Source organism: Streptomyces sp. NPDC042638, assembly GCF_040647235.1.
In the GTDB taxonomy this organism is placed as follows: Bacteria; Actinomycetota; Actinomycetes; order Streptomycetales; family Streptomycetaceae; genus Streptomyces; species Streptomyces rameus.
Genome location: NZ_JBEZBT010000055.1, coordinates 1 through 19,834, shown reverse-complemented (window position 1 = coordinate 19,834; position 19,834 = coordinate 1). Strand labels below are relative to the sequence as shown.

General features: G+C 69.3%; 13 protein-coding genes and 1 pseudogene. 7 read left to right on the top strand and 7 right to left on the bottom strand.

The window, feature by feature from the left end:
* Positions 1–460: 460 nt before the first annotated feature.
* Complete coding sequence (locus AB0B40_RS31480; RefSeq protein WP_362266909.1) at positions 461–2,980, top strand: hypothetical protein; 2,520 nt, start codon at positions 461–463, stop codon at positions 2,978–2,980.
* 264 nt (positions 2,981–3,244) lie between these two features.
* Here AB0B40_RS31480 and AB0B40_RS31475 read toward each other — a convergent pair whose 3' ends face one another.
* The 5 genes from AB0B40_RS31475 to AB0B40_RS31455 all read right to left on the bottom strand — a co-directional run bounded on the left by AB0B40_RS31475 (position 3,245) and on the right by AB0B40_RS31455 (position 11,493).
* On the bottom strand, positions 3,245–4,252 hold the full coding sequence (locus tag AB0B40_RS31475) for a PIN domain-containing protein (protein WP_362266906.1): 1,008 nt from the start codon (positions 4,250–4,252) through the stop codon (positions 3,245–3,247).
* Positions 4,253–4,670: 418 nt separating this feature from the next.
* A complete protein-coding gene (locus AB0B40_RS31470; protein WP_362266904.1) occupies positions 4,671–6,251 on the bottom strand; it encodes a hypothetical protein in 1,581 nt (526 codons plus the stop codon).
* Positions 6,252–6,382: 131 nt separating this feature from the next.
* Positions 6,383–7,651 (bottom strand): XRE family transcriptional regulator, encoded by a 1,269-nt coding sequence (locus tag AB0B40_RS31465; RefSeq protein ID WP_362266902.1) that lies wholly within the window; start codon positions 7,649–7,651, stop codon positions 6,383–6,385.
* Between the two features lie 33 nt (positions 7,652–7,684).
* Positions 7,685–8,320: a hypothetical protein gene (locus AB0B40_RS31460; protein ID WP_362266899.1), complete on the bottom strand. Its 636-nt coding sequence runs from the start codon at positions 8,318–8,320 to the stop codon at positions 7,685–7,687.
* A 392-nt stretch (positions 8,321–8,712) separates the two neighbouring features.
* A complete protein-coding gene (locus tag AB0B40_RS31455) occupies positions 8,713–11,493 on the bottom strand; it encodes a hypothetical protein (protein ID WP_362266898.1) in 2,781 nt (926 codons plus the stop codon).
* A gap of 236 nt (positions 11,494–11,729) precedes the next feature.
* On the opposite strand from AB0B40_RS31455, the gene AB0B40_RS31450 reads away from it, so the two are divergent.
* Positions 11,730–11,924 carry a hypothetical protein gene (locus AB0B40_RS31450; protein WP_362266895.1) on the top strand — a complete coding sequence of 65 codons (195 nt, stop codon included), beginning with the start codon at positions 11,730–11,732 and terminating at the stop codon, positions 11,922–11,924.
* 320 nt (positions 11,925–12,244) lie between these two features.
* Here AB0B40_RS31450 and AB0B40_RS31445 read toward each other — a convergent pair whose 3' ends face one another.
* Positions 12,245–13,381 carry a hypothetical protein gene (locus AB0B40_RS31445; RefSeq protein WP_362266893.1) on the bottom strand — a complete coding sequence of 379 codons (1,137 nt, stop codon included), beginning with the start codon at positions 13,379–13,381 and terminating at the stop codon, positions 12,245–12,247.
* 238 nt (positions 13,382–13,619) lie between these two features.
* Here AB0B40_RS31445 and AB0B40_RS31440 point away from each other — a divergent pair, with 238 nt between their 5' ends.
* The 5 genes and pseudogenes from AB0B40_RS31440 to AB0B40_RS31420 all read left to right on the top strand — a co-directional run bounded on the left by AB0B40_RS31440 (position 13,620) and on the right by AB0B40_RS31420 (position 18,208).
* A complete protein-coding gene (locus AB0B40_RS31440) occupies positions 13,620–13,781 on the top strand; it encodes a hypothetical protein (protein ID WP_362266891.1) in 162 nt (53 codons plus the stop codon).
* 378 nt (positions 13,782–14,159) lie between these two features.
* Positions 14,160–14,300 (top strand): annotated as a pseudogene (locus AB0B40_RS31435) (universal stress protein); the annotation flags it as partial.
* Positions 14,301–14,356: 56 nt separating this feature from the next.
* Entirely contained in the window at positions 14,357–14,491 is a 135-nt protein-coding gene (locus tag AB0B40_RS31430; protein ID WP_362266944.1) for a hypothetical protein, read from the top strand.
* A 643-nt stretch (positions 14,492–15,134) separates the two neighbouring features.
* Positions 15,135–16,517 carry an FAD-binding oxidoreductase gene (locus tag AB0B40_RS31425; protein ID WP_345056060.1) on the top strand — a complete coding sequence of 461 codons (1,383 nt, stop codon included), beginning with the start codon at positions 15,135–15,137 and terminating at the stop codon, positions 16,515–16,517.
* Positions 16,518–16,561: 44 nt separating this feature from the next.
* On the top strand, positions 16,562–18,208 hold the full coding sequence (locus AB0B40_RS31420) for a PucR family transcriptional regulator (RefSeq protein WP_362266889.1): 1,647 nt from the start codon (positions 16,562–16,564) through the stop codon (positions 18,206–18,208).
* A gap of 34 nt (positions 18,209–18,242) precedes the next feature.
* Here the strand turns inward: AB0B40_RS31420 and AB0B40_RS31415 are convergent, their stop codons facing one another.
* On the bottom strand, positions 18,243–19,379 hold the full coding sequence (locus AB0B40_RS31415; RefSeq protein ID WP_345056064.1) for a glycosyltransferase family 4 protein: 1,137 nt from the start codon (positions 19,377–19,379) through the stop codon (positions 18,243–18,245).
* Positions 19,380–19,834: the final 455 nt, after the last annotated feature.

Below are 19,834 nucleotides of genomic sequence, written 5' to 3'. Positions count from 1 at the left end.
GGCTCGCAGGTCAGGACCGCATAGCCCGGCTTGCCGGCTGACAGCCCTCCGCCGCGACCGCGCTTGTACCTTAAATCAGCCTGTGGGCGGCCCGGTTGATTGCTTGTTCACCTGATCTACTGAACTCCGCCGTCCTGGTTCGGCATTGCGCGGGAGCGGGTGGCAGATTCCGTGGTGCACGTCGGTGGCTCATTACCGGCGTCCGCCTCATGCCGCCGTCGGCGGAGCAGGAGCAAGCTGCGAGATGTCCAGGCGCCACCGAGGCGCTGTTGGGGGCTGATCGTTCTTCGGACGTTGGCAGATGGGCTGTACGGGGCGAGGACCGCCGCACACCCTTCTGCAAGGGGTGTCTGCCTGTTTCTCGTCGGCACGAGGCTTCGGCGCTCGGGCGCGTGACACGCTCCCGAGAGACGGGAGCTTCTGTGTTCGCCCGGCCGGCCCGGGTGGAAGGACAAACACCATGGTCGCGAAACGACCTGACGGCATTTTCCCGCGCATCGGCACCGACACCTACGGTGGCCGCCTTGCGGAAGCCATCGAGAACACCTGCGCTGAACACGGGGTCGTGCCCCCTCCTCGGCAGGCGATCACCGAGGGGCTGGCCACCGCTCTCCCGGACACCGAGATCAAGGGCCTGATCGCCAGCCGGAACAACAAGAAGGTGCTCAAGCCCTCGGCCTACCGTCTCGTGCAGGCTGGCGACGAGCAGGTACTCCTGCTGATGTGTGACGTCCATGGCGCTGCGGTAGTCCCGTGGGACCTCAACGACCGCACCGTCAACTGCTGGTCGCCGCCCGTCGCTGAGGCCAGCCAGCGCGTCAAGGACCTCATCGCCGCCGAGCTGGCGCTGCACGAGGCCAGGAAGGCCGAAAAAACTGCGGAGAAGGAGCGGGAGAGCTGCCGCCGCGCGGCCGGCGACGACACGTACGCCGCACAGGCCCTGGCGGCGGCCACGCAGAAGCACGAGGACGCCGAGCGCCTCGTGAGGCAACTCGAAGGCGAGCGCCAGGCCCTCCTCACCGCCCTCGGCGGCCGGCGGCCACGTCCTGTGGTCCGGGCCGCCGAGGAGGACGGGGAACCGAAGGCGGCGCTCACTCTCGCCGAGCAGCCGTACGAGGTGGCCGTTCACATGCAGCGGTACGCCGCCGAGAATCTGGAGCGTGCCGGCAAGACACGCGGCTACGACCTGGCCGAGTCCCTCGTAGACGCGGGTCAGCTCTCCAAGGGCATGAACGTCCTGCAGCAGTGGCAGATCACCCGCCCCGACGGCACGGTGTCGAAGCTGTGGAGGCTGGCCGCCGTGACCGGGAACAACCGTGCACTGGCCCGTCTCAACATCTTCCGTGTGCGTCCGGAACACCTGGTCACGGGGATGCCCCAGTCCCTCCTGCCCATGCCGAAGGGCAAGAAGGCCGATCCCGAGCTGCTGCTGCTGAGCCAGCGGGAGATCCTGAACCGGCTCTCCGACCGGCTCAACGAGGCCGCCGCCAAGCCGGAGCCGGAGGCGACCGACCCGTCGGTCCGGGCCCAGAAGATCGCCACGGTCTCCGCGGAGATCGTGATCGGCTGCACCAAGCCGGCGGCGCTGGAACATGTCCTGCGGACGCTGAACGTCAACGACCACCTGCGCGGCATCCAGCCCTACGACGAGGATGCCCGCCTGATCGCCCTGTTCGCAACGCTCGTCGACGCCTACGCCAGGGAGTCGCTCCTCGCGGACGCGCTCGCCGAGGCGTTTCCCGACGCGCGCAGCGCGGATCTGCTCGACCTGGTCGGGGTACGCGACGCACTGACCGCCAACGGACCGCTCGACCCGCTCGAGCCGCTCGTGCCCGCGGGCGACGACATCTCCCCCAGCGTGCTCCGTGACATCGCGGTGCGCGCCATCACCGCGCTCGTGTTCCCCGAGATCCCGCCCGAGGCCCCGAAGCGGACAAACGCACGCACCGTCCGCGACACGGGGCGCTTCTGGCCGATCGTCAGGGGCACGCTGCAGGAGCCGGCGTGGAGCCAGACCAAGGCGAAAACAGCAGAGGCACGCACCCGCCTGTGGTCCGCCGCCATCGCCCAACTGTTCCTGCACCGGGGCAACATCCTCTCCGCCCTCGGCCTCTTCGGCGTCCCGGAGACCGCCAAAGGCGCCGGGCAGGACCCGCGGTCACTCAAGGTGCTCCTCCTCAGGTCAGAGGCCGGCGACGCGACCGCCTGGGCCGCCCTCGTCCAGCGCATGGCACCGGCGCTGATCCACGCTCCGCAGCCGTTCATCACCGCTGGCCAGGGCAGCGAAGCAGGCGAAGGACGCAAGGGTGTGCGGCGCACCCCCAAGAGCGCCCTCGCCGCCCTCACCCTGGCGTACACGGCAACCAGCGCCCCGAACATCAGCCGGGCGCTCCTCCTCGCGTTCGCGAAGGCCGTGCTCGAGCACCCGGACGCGAGGCAGCCGCCCGAGGCGGGAGGCGGTGAGCCTCTGGTCTGCTACGGGGAACGGCACTGGGTGGAGGGCCGGACGCCGATCACCGCGGGGATGGTGATCGCTCCCGACACCGAGGGCCGGCCCACCCATTACGTCGCCGACAAGGCTTGGTTCGACGAGACGTTCCCCGTGGAGCTCGGCCGCCCGGCCCCGGGCAGCCCCGGAAGCACCACCACATCCCCCACGGCCGGGACCAGCACGGATCCCACTGCCACCGTGAACGGCGCTCCGCCAGCCGACCCGCAGGACCAGCTGGCCACGCTGCGCCGGGAGCTGCCTGCTCGTGTGGAACTCGTCGAGAGCGGCTACCAGCAGGCCGTGGACTCCGCCCACACCCTGATGACGGATTTCGAGGAGGCGCACCGCCTGCGAGTCCAGCTCGGAGAGGACGCGCTCCCAGCCGAGCAGCGGATCGAGTGGATGGAGAAGCTGACGAAGGTCCGGGCCGCAGCCCAGGCCAGCGTGACGACGCTCGAACAGGTGGAAGCGCTGATCCTTCAGGTCTGACCGGCGCGGTAGAACCCGAGACCGGCATTTGCCGGCGGGCTCCTCAAGGCAGTTGAGGAGCCCGCCTCCTGTTCTCGCCAGCCGCGTGACCGGGCGGTCATGCGGCTGGTTCTGGTTCAGCCACGTGCCGAGAGCGGGCAGACCCGACCGAGGCAGTCAAAGCTCGGTGAGAAGGCTCAACCTTCGGTGATGACCTGTAGCGTCAAAGGTTGAGCGATTCTCATCAAAGGGTGAGTGAGGGCACGGTGCAGGTGAGCTCTCCGGTTACCGGCTGCCGAGGCGGCCGACCTGCCAGTGCCCCCGGCCTGTGACGTCCACGAACATCGCGTGGGAGGTCAGCACGTCCCGGACAGCCGCCATCCGCTCGGTGTGCCCGGCACCGGGGACAGCCTCCCCCAGTCGCTCCACGATTGCCGTACGGGTCAGAGGCTCCCGCGACCTGACCAATGTCCGTGCGACCCGATGCAGCAGCGTGTCGCCGGGCGCCCCCAGCTCCGCCTGCCGCCACCGGTCTTCGCCGCGGGTGTGCCGCTCGGCGTGGGCGGCCATCCGCGTCGAGGCGTGCTCCAGGATCACCGGCCACACCGGCTGCCGCTGCGGGGGGACTCGTGGGTGCTTCTGCTGCCGCCAGTACAGCGCCCCACCCACCGCCCCGGCCACCACCGCCGCGGCCGCCAGATGCTTCGGGCTGCTCTGCCGGATCACCCCTTTCACCAGGTACTCCGTGATATTCAGGAAGACGCTGGCCTGCCGTTCCAGGTCGATCATCTTGCCCTCCGTCACCCCCACGTCGCCCAGGGCCGAACGCAGCTCCCGCCACTCCTTGACCGCGAGCCCGCTGTCGACCAGGTCCGCATCGGTTCCGATGATGACCACCGGGGCGATCACCCCGGCCAACAGCAGCATCGGCACATCGGAGGCATCCCGTCCGGCGAGAACCTGAGCCTGCGGGGTCATCGGCAGGCCGGCGGTGTCCACGACGTACAGGATGGGCGCGTACCGGGACTGCCACAGCGCCAGTGCCCGCCCCAGGTCGAACCGCCCGCCCTCCTGGTGCCGGTCGGCCAGCACCCGCGGCACTTCCTCCCACACGTGAACAGGGATCAGACACCGCACCGTCCCCGCCCGCGCCCCAGCGACGAACGACGACGGGTCCCGCCGACGGGTGGCCGCGATGATGTCCGTGGTCAGCACGGAGGTGTCCAGCAGCGCGCGGCGCAGCGGCCCGCGCTTGTACAGGGTGCGTCGTATGGACGGCATCAGCTCGTTCATCCGCGCATCGTAGTGCGGGCGTTGACCCCGCCGGTGCGGAATTCCGACGCCTTGCGCGGGCTGCATCGAGCCCTTCTGAGAGCGCTGAGCCCTACCTCCAAAACCGGTTCCGGCGCTCCCGGGACCCCTACAGTCCCTTGCCGGTCAGCGAGCAGGCTACGGCCTCGGCGCAGGCCGCGAGGGCAAGCGCTCAACCTTCGGTGGGAAAAAGCCCTTCTCCCAACCTTCGGTGAGAACGCTCAGCCTTCGCTGCGAAGGGACAGATGAGACGGGACACGGGCGGCCGCAAGCTGCGGTGCTTCCAATCCCTCCAGGGAACCGCCGAAATGTGCTGATCAGCGGGAAGATCGAAAGCGCCAAGGTGCTATCCCGCCGACCTCAGATCGTTTCCTACCGTGCAGGTGGTCCCCTGTTTCCGTCAGTCGGAGGTACTGCTGGCGCGCGCTTCCTCAATGAGGGCAGTCAGGCTCTTGGTGGCGTTGGGAGCCATGCGGGAGACCTTGCCCGCGAAGGTGTCCCACATCTGTGGGTTGTCGCCCAGTTCCTCCTGCAAGAGGGTGGCAACCCCAGGCGCGTGGGATGCACTCGTCAGCACAAGGGCAGCCGGGAGTTCCCGGAGGAGATCAGCATCCGCGAACCGTGATTCGATGATCGCCTGGGCTATCTGCCGCTTGTGCGCTGCAGGGCCCTTCAGGGGAAGGTACGAGGCCAGCTCGCTCCGCGGATCGCCGCTTTCGGCCAGGGCATCGTCGGACGGGAGCGTTGGACGCTTCGCCTCCTTGGACGGGGGCCTCACATCACGCTGAACTGGTTCCGTCTTGCTGACTGCCTGCGCAACAGTGCGCTCCACGACCTCCCGCACCTGTTCGTTCGGATGCTGGGTGAACCGAGCAGCAGTTGCCGGGCCGAGCCAAGGTGCTACCAGCGCCAACGCGTCGGAAGGGAGCAATGGGTTCCCCGCAAGGGCATCAGCGGCTTTGCTGCGGCCGATGCCCCAGTCGGGGTCCGGCCGTCTATCGCGTTGCCAAGATGGCAAAGTAGCAGTCGCCAGGCACTCAGCTGCGTCACTCAAGACCTCCGGATCTGTGCACACGGCAGCCAGGGACTCGAAGGTGGACCACTCCCACTTTGAGATGCCCTTCTTCCGCCACTCGGCCACGCCTGCCAGGGCCAAGGAACGCGTGAGTGGGCGCAAGACGGGTCCGTGCAACGCGAGAGCACGAGGGTGACGGGAGACAATGTCCGCCAGTCTCTCGAGCTCCAAACGTGCCGCCCATCCCCGAAGGTCGGGATCAGGTTCGGGGTCAGCCTTGGGAAACGCCTGTTTCAGGCAGGCTAGCAGCGTCCGATCAGGCAGTTCCTCGGCTCTGGCCAGGATCATGTTGACGATGAGCTGGTCGCTGTCGTGACCCGAGCTACGAGCGATGAGTTCCGGCCAGAGACTCTCGGCAGGCTGGGCGGACAGCAGAGCCCAAACGTCGTTGTGCCAGGACTCCACCTTGGCCATCCACGCGTCTCGTTCGGCCTTGCGCCCGCTATCGGACGCTACGCCATGCTCCAAATCCTGCGGTTTGTCCCGTACCGCTGCGTCGATCAAGGCGATGCGTAGCTCTGGGCCGAAGTATGTCCATGCTTCGGCCACACGCCGGGCCGCGGCGTGATCCAGTCTTTTTACGAGCAGAAGCTGGGCTTCCTGCAGATCCCAGCGGGTGCGAGCAACTTCGGTCAGAACAGTTTCGGCGCCGAGCTTCTCTGCGGCGATCAGCAAGGCTTCGGTGGTTACCACCGGCGTAGCCAGCACAGCCTTGATCAGCTGCCTGTCATAAGCCTCTCGGATCAGGAGTGCGCGGGTCTCCGCTGTCACATCGGGTCGAGCGAAGAAACGAGCAGCGGTCGCGGGGTCACCGCGATGGGCCACGATTTCAGCCACCGTGCGCTGCTGGGCTGGGGACAAGGATGGAGCGTCGACCAGCGCTACCCAAACCGGTTCAAGTGCCATGCGAGGACGCTAGCGGGGCTCACTGACGCCATGTCGGGAAACGCATGAACCGAGCGTCAGGCACCCGGCATGTGCGACGCCGAAGCAAACACCTGCGCTCTCGTCGCCCGGCGAGCCCGCCGCCGAGAAAGTCACCCACCTCGGGGGGCCTGTGGACCGGACATCCTCGATCGGCTGGGGCGTCGCAGTGGTGTGGGGCGCCCAATACCCTCATCGATCGACTCATCGAGGGGAGGCGTCGTCGACTCGGTGTCAGCCGAGGAGGCTGAGGGTCCCATAGGTACGACACCAGGTCGTGATGGACTGGCCGGGGTGGTGTGGACCAAGCGTAGTTCGGGGCGTGGCGCTGGCGATTTTCTGCCGCCGCCCGGGACGCTGACCGGGACAAGCCCGAAAACGTAGTCGTTGAGATCGTCGAGGTGAATGCCCATGTGGGCCGCGATGTCAGCGGGGGCCATGCTCTTGGCGCGCAGGGCGTCGAAGACCTTGGCCAACAGTTGGCTGCTCTCCCTGGCCAGCAGGGACCCGGGCTCACCGTTGCGGTAGCCCATCTGGGCGAGTTTCTTGACGGTCTGGGTGTGGCGCCACTCGGAAAGTAGGCCGAGGTCGCGGAGGCGGTAGGCAAGGGCCATGGCAGAAACGCCCCAGCGGCGCTTGGCGCTGAGGATTCGCTCGACGGACGCGTCGTTGAGGCGTTGAGCGATGATGCCGGCCCGGGGCATGAGGAAGGCAGAGGCGAAGGAGTTGGCCTCCGGCTCGCCCTCCCGGCCGCCCGGAATGCGGTGCTCTGAGTGCAGGACCAGGTGACCGAGTTCGTGGGCGGCGTCGAACCTGCCACGCTCGCCGGTCTTGCGGGTATTGAGGAAGATGTACGGCGTGCCTGAGTGGACGGTGGAGAAGGCGTCCGCGTCCAGGCAGTCCGGAGCCAACGAGAACACACGTACGCCGTTGGCCTCCAACAGGTGGACCAGGTTGGGGACTGGGGCCTCGCCCAGCCCCCAAGCAGCTCGGACCTGCTCAGCGGCCTGTTCCGGGGTGAGGTGTGGGTAGGTAGGCACGTTGGGGGCCGGCAGGCGGAAGCGCTCCTCCATCCAGGCGTTGAGCGTAGAGGCCACGGCACCGGAGCTGAGCGTGGCGTCGCGCTCCAAGGCGCTCATCTTGGTCGGTGCCCGGAAGCTGACCGCGTCCAGTTGCATCTCCGGCGCGGGCGGGGCCTGGAAGAACGCCACAGGGAAGCGAAGAATCTCGGCGAGCGCGGCCAGCGTGTCCGCAGACGGAGCTTTGCGGTGCTTCTCGAATGCGTTGATGCTCTGCGCGGACAGGCCGGAAGCGGCCGCCAAAGCGGCCTGGGTCATACGACGACGCTTGCGCGCGAGAACCAGCCGCTCTGGCGTGAACACCTTGCCTCAACTCCCATGTCTTACCCTGACCAGCTAATTCTCCCCCAGAAGCTCCACGACGACCTCCGGGCCCTGGTCGTCCCCGGGCTCGTCGAGCGAAATATCGAAGCCGGGGTCATCCATCGGCGGGAGGCTGATGGGTATGCGGGTCAGCCACTCGTCGACGAACTTGCCGTTCATCTTCACCGGCAGCGAGAGCTCCGCCTGCATGATGCCCTCCTCCCGCTTGTACAGCAGACACCAGGTAGGGAGCTGGTCCAGCTCCACCCCGTACTCCACCTCGTCACGGGAGAGGAAGGCCAGCTGGCCGTTCTTCTCCACCATCCGCGCCATGGCGGGACCCTTGGGATTCTTCGACCGAACGCGGCGGTTCAGGTCGGCGACACCACCCTCCGCGCTGATGGCCGTGATGGCGTGCGTCCGGTCGGGGTGAATCACCCGCAGGATGCTGTCCCGCGAGGTACGTCCCCACCCGTCGGGCACCAGCACCTCCGCCAGGTAGCGGTTGGCCCGGCTCCAGAACAGGAACCCGCGTGCCGCCGGGGCATCGAAGTCGGTACACCCTCGCACGTCCTCCAGCGCCATGCTCAGCACCAGGGTGAACAGATCTGCGGACACATCAAGTTCGGCGAGTTGCTGAGCGTACTGCTGGGGGTCGAGCTCGGCCAAGATCAGGTCCTCCAGGCTTAGTCGGTTTCAGAAATGATACCTCAGCCGAGGTCGCATTTCTGAAATCACGCACATCATCGCACACCAGTTCGGCCGTGTCATCCCAACGCAACTGGCCCGGTACGTCTGATCCTTGTCGCTGCGTCAGGTGGCATGCCGGTCGGATCCGCCCCGAGTACATTTCCGATGTGGACCGCTCCGCGGCTCAGCATGACTCCAGCGCCGGAGCATGCAGAGGTCCGAGGAAAGGCTGCGCAGGCGGGCCTGAAGACGAGCGATGTCGTGTCGTCGAGAGTGAGATTGAGATGCTGGCCAAGGACGACGATCACCACATCCCCACAGCGCAGCTGAGTGCCGTACCCCAACATCTCCGGCGCGCTGATGAAGGGGGGCTATGCCGGGCCGGGAGCAAGTAGGCGAAGCGTCGTGGCCACCGGCTCAGCGGCCTGCCGTTCGGCTAGCAGCGCCAAGGCACGGCGTCCTCTCTCGGCACCCTCGTTGTCTGATAGGGAAGCGTGCAACGTGATAGCCGCTTCCAGTGCCGCACGTGCTGGTTCGTGTTCTCCGCAGCACAGAAACAACAGACCGAGTTCGTGGTGGAAGTAGGCCCGATCAGCAACAGCCCCGTGCTGGTGCTGAGCTGCATGCCGTCCATATCGCAGGGCACGCCTCCAGGCATCCCAGGCACCTGTGGCAGCGAATTTCACGGAAGCGCTCCGAGCGAGTCGAACTGCCGTCGAGGCGCAGGAGTGGTTGATGGGAGTAGCGAGGCCAGCCAGCGCAGACAGGATGGCTGGAGCTTCGAGGGCTGTTTGCCTTGGGGTGACGCCGGCGTCCCCGGCGTACCAGGCGTAGTGCCCCCCGATGGAGCACAAGCGGTCGATCGCGCCCTCTGCGTAGCCCTGGACTTCCAACTGCGGCATGACTCGGTCGGCAAGCCGATAGCGGGCGCCGACCGCCGTGACGAGACCGCAGTGGACCAGCTCGGCCACCGAAGCGTCGGCGTCCGATCTGCCCAAGAGTGCTGGCAGATGCCAGCGGTGCGGCACCTCGCCGCCCAGGGCCATGGCCAGTCGCAGCACTTCGCGGGCTTCCTCGCTCAGGCGGGAAGCGAGCGCGGATACAGCAGCCGCTCCTTGCGCCGCTGGCGGTAACGACTGGTTGTCGCGATGCCGCAGGAGCGCTCCGGCTTGTACGAGGCTCAGTGCCAGGCCGTCGGCGATGAAGCAGACATCACCCGCCCAGAACTCCTCGTTCTCCGTGAGTTCGCGGCCCACGGACCAACGCAGCAGGTCCCGGCATGCCTGCTGGCTGAGAGGGCTCAGATGAACCTCTTCAACATGGGAGTCGGCGGACGGCACCGGTGTCTCCGGCGTGGCGGCAAACACAAATGCGCACTCGGGAGTGGCGTCGAGGAACTCGTCGAGTTCGGCGCCGCCGAATCCCAGATCGTCGATTACGACGATCGCACCGATCGCTTGAACGAGCCTGTGAAGCCGCGCCTGGCCGATCCGGTTCCGTCGTAGGTCAAAAACGGCCCCACACAGCTCGTACAACAACTCCGCCGCGCCCTTGCCGTGACCGTCGAGACGTACGACGCCGTCGGGGGCAACGTCGGTGCAGTCCTCAGCCACGATGTCGAGCAGGGTGGTCCGTCCGGATCCCCGCGCACCGGTCAGCCTTACCGATCGGCCGCGGGTGAGGTTGCGGACCAAGCGTTCCCGTTCATTGTGTCGCTCGAGCACCGGCGGTGTCGCCAACGAGGAGCCGGGCAGCAAGAGCGCGTCGGCATGCTGCCGATTGTGCTGTGACCGCTCCGTAGGGCTGTGTCGTTGCGGGGTGTCGGGCGCATCCTCAAGAGGACACGCCCGGATGGTCCCGCATTCGTGCGGAGCGACCGTGAGCGCAAGAAACCCGGCTGACGGCGACGGCTGCGTGGCACTCGACCGGGGGGACGGGGGAGGAGGGCTCGGCGGGCGTTTGCTCCTCCGGGCCAGCACGCTTCTGAGCAAGCTGTGGATGTCAGGCCCGTCCTTGAGCCCCCTCAGGAGCACACTGGTCGTTTCGATCTCTTCGGGCGTCTGCAGGGAAACGGCGCGTTCCAACTGGGCGACCAACTCTTCGTGCGCTCCGCGATGCCACAGCGAGTCGGCAAGCCTCAGGACATGAAGCGGACCGAAGCCGGCAGCCTCCGCCGCGGTCGCGGTTTTGTGCGGAGGAGACGCAGTGGGTGCGTCCGTATGGTCCGCAGGCGCGTCGGCCGACTCTTCACCGTCGACGGGCTCCTTATCGCCAGGCCTGTCCTTGCTGGTCGTCCGGTTATCCGCCGGATAACCGGACGTCGCATCGTCATCGCGTTCTGACAATCGCTGAATGGTCTCGGCCTGCGTGTGCAGGACTACGTCGATCTTCGACAGAGCGTCGTCGATGTCCTCGGACAGCTCGGCGACGCTCTCGTGCCTCTCACTGAACCGCGTCTCGTCGGTGGAGCCCGCGGCAGAAAGTCCCTGCTCGGCACGCAGCTTGGCGAGTTCTTCCTGGAGTTCCTCGATCTCCAACTGCGCGGCGATATATCGCTGCTCGGCGTCGGCGCGCTGTTCCTGCGCGGTCTCCAGTTTCTGGCTGGCCCGCTCGCGTTGCTGCTTGGTACGCCACAATTCCCGGCTCAGATCGTCGAGCTTGGCGGTGTACGTCATGTGGTCGCGCTGCAAGTCGTCCCGCTGGGTTGTGAGGTCGCGCATCTGCCGGTCGAGCCGCGCGATCATTCTCAGCAGGAACATCACTAAGAGCGCGCCGTCCTTGCGGAGCGCGTCCAAGTCGTTGAACAGGCTCTCCTTCTGGGCCAGCAGCGACTCGACCTGCCGCTCCGAACGGACCAGTGCAGGCGCATGAGGAGCCGCGGCGGCGGTCCTGTGCAGTCGTTCTGCCCGCTTGAGCATCATGGGTCGCCGGGGCGCCGGCACCGTTGCGTTCACGAACCGTTCTATGACAGCGGGCAGGGGCAGCAACTCACCCCGCAACGCCTCGCTGAGCCGCTGCTCGGGGAACTTGATCTTTCGAGCAAGATCCTTTTGAGTGATGCCGCACTCGTCCACGAGATCTCGCAGGAACTCGGCGAAAGCCCGCATCTCACCGCTGACGCCCTCTTTGATCTCGCTCCGCGGTCGCGGCACCCGGCCCCCTCCCCGTTCCGGCTCGGATAACCAACCGTTATCCGGTAATTCAACCGCGCTGATCCCTGGTCTGACCAGGCCGCCAGTTGTCCGGAAGTTATCCGACACATGCGTGAATCGGAGGGGCGGTCGACTCTCGTACCCAGGCCGCCGCAACCGTGGCGGCCAAGGACAAGGGGTCCGCCCGCGAGATGTGGAGTCGCGACGGGCGGACCCCGGGACCAGAAGGCCCGCCTATGACGGTACACATCGACCACCCGGTGAACTTGTTGATCTTCGGCATCGCGGTCCTTGCCGGGTACGTCACGTACAAGCGCACCCAGCCGCAGCCTCCGCTCCCGCCAGGTCCCGGCGACCTCACTGCCGCGTTCACTGTGGGCGCGATCACTCTGGCTGCACTCGCCTTCCTGCTGGGCATACCGACCAGCTGACCGGCCGGACCGACTCGACAGCCCGGGCATCCCTGCCCGGGCTGTCTTGCGTGCGGAGGATCGCCGACGGACCGATGCGGCGGTTGTGCCGCAGCCCATCACTTGGAGTCCCGACCCAGCACCTAGAAACTGGCGCCGCCGGTTTGGCTCTGTACACGAGAACGGGAGTCGTTGATCAACGACTCCCGGAGTCACTGCGAGACCCCGCCGCTTGATCAATGTCGATGAGTTCGGGAGTCGCTGACGGCCGGGGTCGGCGGTTCGAGGGTCCCCCTCGGTAAAGCGGGCCGGGCTCAGGGCAGTCGCGTGCGGCGCGTGGCTCACTCGTCGGCCGGCGCATGGCCGGCGAGGCGCTCGGGATCGTGCTGCACGCGCTTCATGGCGGCATCGGCGAGTGCCCCTCGCCGATGGGTGAGTTCCCGGTCGAGCGCCTGCACGGCGTTCTCAGCGAGCCCATCGTCGGTCATCTGCCAAAAATGCGGCTGGTAAGGCTGGCGGACGCGAGTCGGCTGGGAGAAGAGCGCCGTTATGACGGGGTCGGCGATCGCGTCCAGGGCAGTCTTTAGTCCCTCGGGAGGTTCCGCGTGGCGGATGAGACCGAACTCGAGAAGGCGCTGACACCCGTCCTCCCAGGCATCGTCACGCAGGCCGAAGGCCTGCATGCGGGGCCGCGTGGTGAGGAAGACGCCCGACACGCGGTGCTTCCTGGGCGCCCACTGGCTCATCCATCTCAAGATGAGCCAGGTGGCGACCTCGGAAGGATTGAGCACCTGGATCCAGCCCTTCAGGAAGAAGTCCTTGGGGAGCGTGATCGTCCTGGCGGCGGTCCAGCTACGGACGGGGACCGTGTAGAAGTCTGGGGTCGGCATATCGCCCCGCCCGCCTTCCTCCATGAGCGAGAAGTCCTCGTACAACCGCTGTCCGCGCGCGCCCCGGGGCATGCAGACCAAGGCGTCTTCATGGCCGAGTTCTTCCAGAGTTCTCAGGGCTCCCTTGACTTGCCGAAGCCGCAGGTCCTCCAGCTTCCTCGTGCGCCACCGCTCCTCCGCGCGCGCACTGCCGCGGAGCTCTGGAGGCATGTTCTTCAACGCGGCGTCGTACGCCCCCGACGCCGTGTCGTACGCACCGTCGATGGCAACGAGGGCGGACCACGATTCGGCACCCTTCAGCGGGCGGACGTTCTGCCAGGGGTCCCCCGTGTCCAGTCGGCACTGCGCCTCGAAGAGGGCCAGCAGGTAGAAGCGCAGCGCTATCCCTCGCGGAAGGACTAGCTTGGTGAGTCGCGACCGTTCCCCGTCGGCCCGCAGCAAAGCGGTGCGCAGGACGATCGAGTCCGGCTTCTTCCCTGCCTTCCAGATTCCGCCCAAGGCCTCAGACGCTTGCGTTACCGAGCCGGTCCTCCGCATCTGCTGCAGCCGGCGCAGTCTGCGCTCGTTCGTCTCCCGTGCATCAGCCACGAAAGAAGATTAGCGTTTTGATCCCGTCGTCTTGATCCGGGTAAAGGCCCTTCACTAAGGGCCTTTACCCGGATCAAAACGTTGATCACGTGCCGACGAAGGCTCCTCCAGGCCCCTCACCATGGACTTTAGGCCCGCTCAACGCGGGCTCGGCGGTCGCGTCGTTCGCACAGACGCGAACGGCCCCGGGGTCCATCCGGGGCCGCCTGCTCGAGGATTCCTTCAAGGAGAACAGTACGTGGCAGATTCCAATAACCCCCAGCCCCTGCCCCAGCGCTGGGCGATCATTCTGCTCGCCGGCGTCCTGGCGGGCGCCCTCGTCCTGAGCCTGGCAGGCCCGCTGCCCGGGCTCGGTGCCGCAGGCGCGACGGTGCTCGCCCTGCACAAGCTCGTGGCGTAGCGAAACCGGTGGAGGGGGCTGCCGGCACCCTCCACCGGCGCCGTGAGGTGCCCCTGGCCGCTCTGTGCCCAACAGGGCAGCACCGCGGGTGCCTCCCGAACTCGTGAACATCGACTTGGTCGGCTTTGAAGTGCCTCCCGCGCTCATTGACAAACGACTCCCGTTCTCGTGGACAAAGCCACCGGTTCCCCCGGGCCGCTCATTCTCGTGGCCGGCGGTCCTTCTCGGCAGACACAAGGACCACGAGCCGTTGCCGTCGGCGGCGGCCGTCCCTGACACGGGCCGGATGGCCGATCGGGCCTGGTGGCCCCGCCCTCCGCATCCACGACGGCATGACGCTGGTACCGGGAGCCGACCGAGCTTCTGGAGTTGCACGTCATGGTGCAGCCCGTTGTCGCCGGAGTGGACGGATCCGCCGAAAGCCTGACCGCCGCAGAGTGGGCGGCCCGTGACGCCGTACGCCGCGACCAGCCGCTGTGCCTGCTGCACGCCTGGAACTGGCATCCCCGCCAGCAGGACAGCGAATCCGCGAGCGCCCTCAGCTGTATCTCGCGCGGCGTTATCTGCGCCAAGCGGTGGAACGGATCCGCGCCAAGTGCGCGGACGTCGGACTGTCGGACGAGCAGGTCGAGGACCCTGCGACCGAGGCCCTGGTCAAGGCGGCCGAGCAGGCCGAACCGAACTGCTCGTCATGGGATCGCGCGGGCTGAGCGGCTTTCACCGGATTCCACCTCGGTCCGTCTCCCTCGGCGTCGTGCGAGGACCACGCGTCCCCTCGTCCGCGCGGGCGAGCAGGCGGAGTACGAGCACGTCCCGGCCTACGACCGGAACCCGTCGGTGCGCACCGGGTACCGGGACGTGGCGCTCGGCATCGACATAACCGAGCCCTGCGACGAAGCCATCCAGTTCGCCTTCGAGGCAGCCCGACTGCGAAAGGCGCGGCCGCGGGCCGTGCAGGCCTGGCGGCACCCAGCTCGGACCGCCGGTCGTCCGGCGGGCGACGGGCCAGAGCGGGGCGTCATTGAGCCGTCTAGGCGAGAGCCAGGTTCGTGGACTGACTTCCGAGCTCGCTCGACTCTCGAGCCTCGTCAGCCGTCCCTAGCTGCCCCGGCCCCGGAGCCGGATCGGCGCCAGGGCCTCCCTACATGCACTTGACAGGGAACGGAGCAGCCCTGAGGAAATGGACACGATCATGGAACAGAACCGTGGACAGCCAGTTGGGGCCCGCATCTGAACCTGCAGGTCACGGGCGCAGCCGGTGGTCAACAGCGAAGGGAACCTACAGCGCGACCGGGTGACCGTGCCCGCCTAGGCTGGAAGCGGACCACAGCCCCGTGCCGGAGAGGGGCGGCCATGGCTTTCCGGTCGAAGGCGGGCGCGGCCCTCGCCGCGCTGCGCGAGGACCTGGCCGGCGACGTGTTCGCACCGGGGGACCCGGGCTACGACGACGCTCGTACGGTCTTCAACGCGATGATCGACCGTCGGCCGGCGGTGATCGCCCAGTGCGCGCACGTGACCGATGTGGTGCGGGCCGTGCGCTTCGGCCGGGAGCTGGACCTGCGGATCGCGGTCCGCGGCGGCGGGCACGGCGTGGCCGGTACGGCGCTGGGCGACGGCGCGCTCGTGGTGGACCTGCGCCGGATGCACCAGGTGACCGTCGACCCCGCCGCCGAGGCGGTCCGGGTCGAGGGCGGCGCCACCATGCGCCATCTCGACCGCGCCACCCAGCCGTACGCTCTCGCGACCACCGGCGGCCGGGCCTCCGCCACCGGCGTGGGCGGCTTCGTCCTCGGTGGCGGCACCGGCTGGCTGGACCGCGCCTTCGGCCTGGCCGTCGACAACCTCCTCGGCGTCGAACTGGTGACCGCCGACGCCGAGCGGGTGCACGCGAACGCCGACGAGGACCCCGAGCTGTTCTGGGCGCTGCACGGCGGTGGCGGCAACTTCGGCATCGCCACCGCGCTCACCCTGCGGCTGCACGAGCTGCCGGAGTTCTCCCTCGCCCTGCTGCTGTACCCGCCGCGGCTGGGACCGGACGTGGTCCGGGCCTTCCGCGGGATCGTCTCCGGCGGCCCCGACGAGGTGGGTGGCGCGGTGCTGTACCTGACCGGGCCGCCCGAGCGGTTCGTGCCGCCGGAACTGGTGGGCAGGCCGGTGTGCGCCGGACTGCTGACCTACGCGGGCGGCGAGGAAGGGCTGCGCAGGCTCGCCGTACCGCTGCTGGCGCTGCCGCACGAGGCGGAGGTCGTCGGCACGATGCCGTACGCCGACGCGCAGCGCATGCTGGACGTTCCCGCCGGCCGGCGCAACCACTGGTCGGCGGAGTACGTCACCGGCCTGCCCGACGAGCTGGTGGAGGTGTTCTGCGCCGGCGCGGCGGGCATGCCCGTGTCCACCGGCACCCGGCAGCTGCTGTTCCCTCAGGGCGGCGCGATCGCCGCCGGCCCGCACGAGTACCCGGTGCCGTACCGGGACGCGCCGTGGGCGGTGCACCCCCTCGCCGTGTGGCCGGACCCGGCCGGCGACGAGCGGGCGACCGCCTGGGTGCGGGACGTGTGCGCCGGCGTCCGGCCGTGGAGCACGGGCGCGGTGTACCTCAACTTCATCGGCGAGGAGGGCTCCGAGCGGGTACGGGCGGGCCTGGGCGAGGGCAACCTGCTGCGGCTGGAGAAGGTGAAACGGGCCTACGACCCCGACAACGTGTTCCGCTTCAACCACAACATCAGGCCGGTGTAGCGCGGAGCTGTCGTGTGGGCGTTTGCGCAGGTAGCGTCCGCTGCATGGACAGCCGTACGGACCACCGATTCGACACCCAGGGCGCGGGCATCACCGTGCGGCGGGCCCTGGAGCTGCCGGGCCTGCGCAGCGGGCTGCCGGAGATCCTGGCGGGCGCCGACCGGCTCGGCCGCACCGTCCGCTGGGTGCACGCGGGCGAGGTGCCGAACATCGCGTCGCTGCTCAAGGGCGGCGAGCTGCTGCTGACCACCGGATACGGCCTCGGCACCCGTCCGGCCGAGCAGCGGGCGTTCGTCCGCACCCTGGCCGAGCGGGGGATCGCCGCCCTGGTGGTGGAGCTGGGACCGCGCTTCGCCCGGCTGCCCGCGGCCCTGGTGGACACGGCCCGCACGGCCGGGCTGCCGCTGGTCCAGCTGCACCGCGAGGTGCCGTTCGTGACGGTGACCGAGGAGATCCACACGGAGATCGTCAACGGCCACTACGCGCTGCTCCAGCGCGCGGAGGAGGTGCATCGGCGCTGCACCGAGGCGCTGCTGGGCGGCGGCGGGGTGCCGCAGGTGCTGGGCATCCTCGCCGGCTTCAGCGGCAACCCGGTGTTCCTGGAGACGGCCGACGGCCGGCTGCTGTACGCGGCCGGGGAAGGGCCCGAGGGCGCCGACCCGCTCCAGGTGTGGGAGGGGTTGCGCGGCCCGCACAAGGAGGCGCCGCCGCCCGCCGGTTCGGTGCTGGTGGACGTGCCCGGCGGTGGCGCCGGTACGGCGGGCTCGGTGCGGGCCCGGCTGGTCCTGCTGCCGGTCCGGGCACCGCTGGCCCCGGTGCACCGGATCGCCGCCGAACGGGCCGCGGGCATCCTGGCCGTGGTGCTGATGCAGGCCCGGCAGGAGGAGGAGCTGGCGGCGCGTGGGCGCGGTGACTTCCTCACCGATCTCGCCGAGGGCCGTATCACGGCGAAGGACGCCCCGGCGCAGGCCCGGGTCCTCGGCTTCAAGCCCGGCGACAGCCCGCTGCTGCCGGTGGTGATGCGGATCGGGGACACCCTCTCCCCCGGCGGGGGCTGGGCGGTGCTCGCCCGGGCGGTCTCGGAGGAACTGGCCGCGGTGGGCGTGCCGGTGCTGCTGGGGGTGCGGCCGGTGGAGGGCCGGGTCCTGGTGCTGCTGGGGCTGCGCTCGGAGTCGGAGCGGGCGGCGACCGCGGACCGGGTGGCGGCGGCGCTGCGGGCGGGCGTGGACCGCGCGGGCATGCGGCGGCCCGGCTCCCCGCCCCCGGTGGTGGTCGTCGCCGCGGCGGGCGGCTGGGCTGCGGCCTCGGCGGGGCTGCGGCACGCGGCGGAGACGGCGACGGCGGCCGAGGGCCTGACCGACCGGCCCTGGTACGACGCCCGGCGCCTCGACATCGACCTGCTGCTGTGGCGGCTGCGCGACCACCCGGACCTGGCGGCGTTCGTGGACCGCGCGATCGGCCCGCTGCGCGACCACGACCACCGCTCCAGGCCGCCGCTGCTGCCGACCCTGGAGACCTATCTGGCGCACGCCGGCCGCAAGGCGGAGACGGCCCGCGAACTGCACCTCAACCGCCAGACGCTGTACAACCGGCTCGCCCGTATCGGCGAGCTGCTGGGCACCGACCTCGACGACCCCCAGACGGTGCTCGCCCTGAGCCTGGCCCTGCGCGCCCGCCGGCACGTCCCGTAGCCGGGGTCTTCGGTCTGGATCCGGACGAGAGGCCCTAGGCGAGCGGGCGGGGCTGGGTCAACTCGTCGTAGACGCTGAGCACCTGGGCGACGGTCTCGTCCTCCGTCGGCCAGGTCGCGGCCTGCCGCAGCCCGCGCTCGCGCAGCACCGCGCACCGCTCCGGGTCGGCGAGCAGCCGTACGACCGCGTCGGCGAGCGCCGCCGGATCGCCGTAGGGGACGAGTTCGGCCGCGTCGCCGACGAGGTCCGGGACACCGCCGACCGCGGTCGAGACGAGCGGTACTCGCGCGTGCAGCGCCTCCTGCGCGAGGACGGACCGCGATTCCCAACTGCTCGTCACCAGGGCCAGATCGGCGGCGGCGAGCAGCTCGGGCACGTCCTCGCGGCGCCCGATGAGCCGCACCGGCAGTTCCTCGTCCTCGATCCGCCGCTGCAGGAACGGCCGCAGCGGTCCCTCCCCCGCGATCACCACCAGCGGCACCGGGTCCAGGTCCCGCCAGCGGCGTGCCGCGTCGAGCAGGACGTCGTAGCCGCGGTGGCGGTCCAGGGAGCCGACCGCGATGAGCAACGGCCGGCCGATCGAGCCGAGTTCGGCCCGGACCTTGGGGCGCGTCCGGTCGGGGTCGTCCAGTTCGACGGGCCGCCGCTGCCCGGGCAGGCCGACGGCCGCGAGCCGGGCGTCCCGCGCCCCGGTGCGCCTGGCCCGGTCCACCAGGTCCGGGCTGGTGCCGAGGACCACGGCCGCCGTCCGCACCACGCGCCGCTCCAGCATCCGCAGCAGATGCCCCCGGGGCCCCTCCGCCTGGGCTCGGTTGTGCCAGGTGACCACCAGCGGGGTGGTGCGCCCGCCGAGCGCGAGGACCGTCCGGAAGGAGGCGTGCAGCCCGTGCGCGTGCACCAGGTCGGCGTTGGCGCAGGCGGTCCGGAGCGCGGCCACGGAGACGGGGTCGCTGCTGCGGGGCACGTGGACATGGTCGGCGCCGGTCCCGGTGAAGTCGTAGGCGCGGTCGGCCTCCAGGGGGGCGCACACCGTGACCCGCACGCCCCGCGCCACCAGTCCCTCGGCCAGCGAGCGCACATGCGCGCTGCTGCCGGCGTTGCCTCCGCCCAGCACCTGCACGGTGCGCAGCGGCGACTGGCCGTGCGGTGCGTTGCTGCTCAGGGGGCTCACGGGCCGGCGCTCCTGGTTCGGCGTGGGCGGTCACGAGGAAACGTACAGAAGGTAGCGGGCTCAGAAGGGGCGGAAGGACGTTCCCCGCGCGCCTCCCGCGCGGACCGTGTTCCCTCAAGCATGCCAGGGTGAACGGTCGTTACGGGAAATCCGGAGGGCGCACAGTGCGGCGGGCCGGGGCAATGCGCCGGAGCACGTCACCCACACGGGTGAGGGAACCCCGTGGCACGGCGAACCCGGTGCGACCGCGTCCGGCGAGGTCAGACCGTCACGGGGAGCGCGCCCACGCCGTACCCCTGTCTCCGGACACGGCGCCGGCCACGACGGCGACGGCGTGCACGAGCGGCCCCGGGCGCCGGTTCCCCGCCACGACGGCCGCCCCCAGCGCGGCGCCCCGAGTTCATCATCAGCCGGTGGTTGGCGCGGAAGACCGGCCGGCCGGGCACGGCGAACCG

What these genes read in the sequence shown, in the direction of transcription:
- AB0B40_RS31480 (WP_362266909.1), top strand. Translation starts at nt 461, where the DNA reads ATGGTCGCGAAACGACCTGACGGCATTTTCCCGCGCATCGGCACCGAC.
- AB0B40_RS31420 (WP_362266889.1), top strand. Translation starts at nt 16,562, where the DNA reads ATGGACAGCCGTACGGACCACCGATTCGACACCCAGGGCGCGGGCATC.
- AB0B40_RS31475 (WP_362266906.1), bottom strand. Translation starts at nt 4,252, where the DNA reads ATGAACGAGCTGATGCCGTCCATACGACGCACCCTGTACAAGCGCGGG.
- AB0B40_RS31470 (WP_362266904.1), bottom strand. Translation starts at nt 6,251, where the DNA reads ATGGCACTTGAACCGGTTTGGGTAGCGCTGGTCGACGCTCCATCCTTG.
- AB0B40_RS31450 (WP_362266895.1), top strand. Translation starts at nt 11,730, where the DNA reads ATGACGGTACACATCGACCACCCGGTGAACTTGTTGATCTTCGGCATC.
- AB0B40_RS31425 (WP_345056060.1), top strand. Translation starts at nt 15,135, where the DNA reads ATGGCTTTCCGGTCGAAGGCGGGCGCGGCCCTCGCCGCGCTGCGCGAG.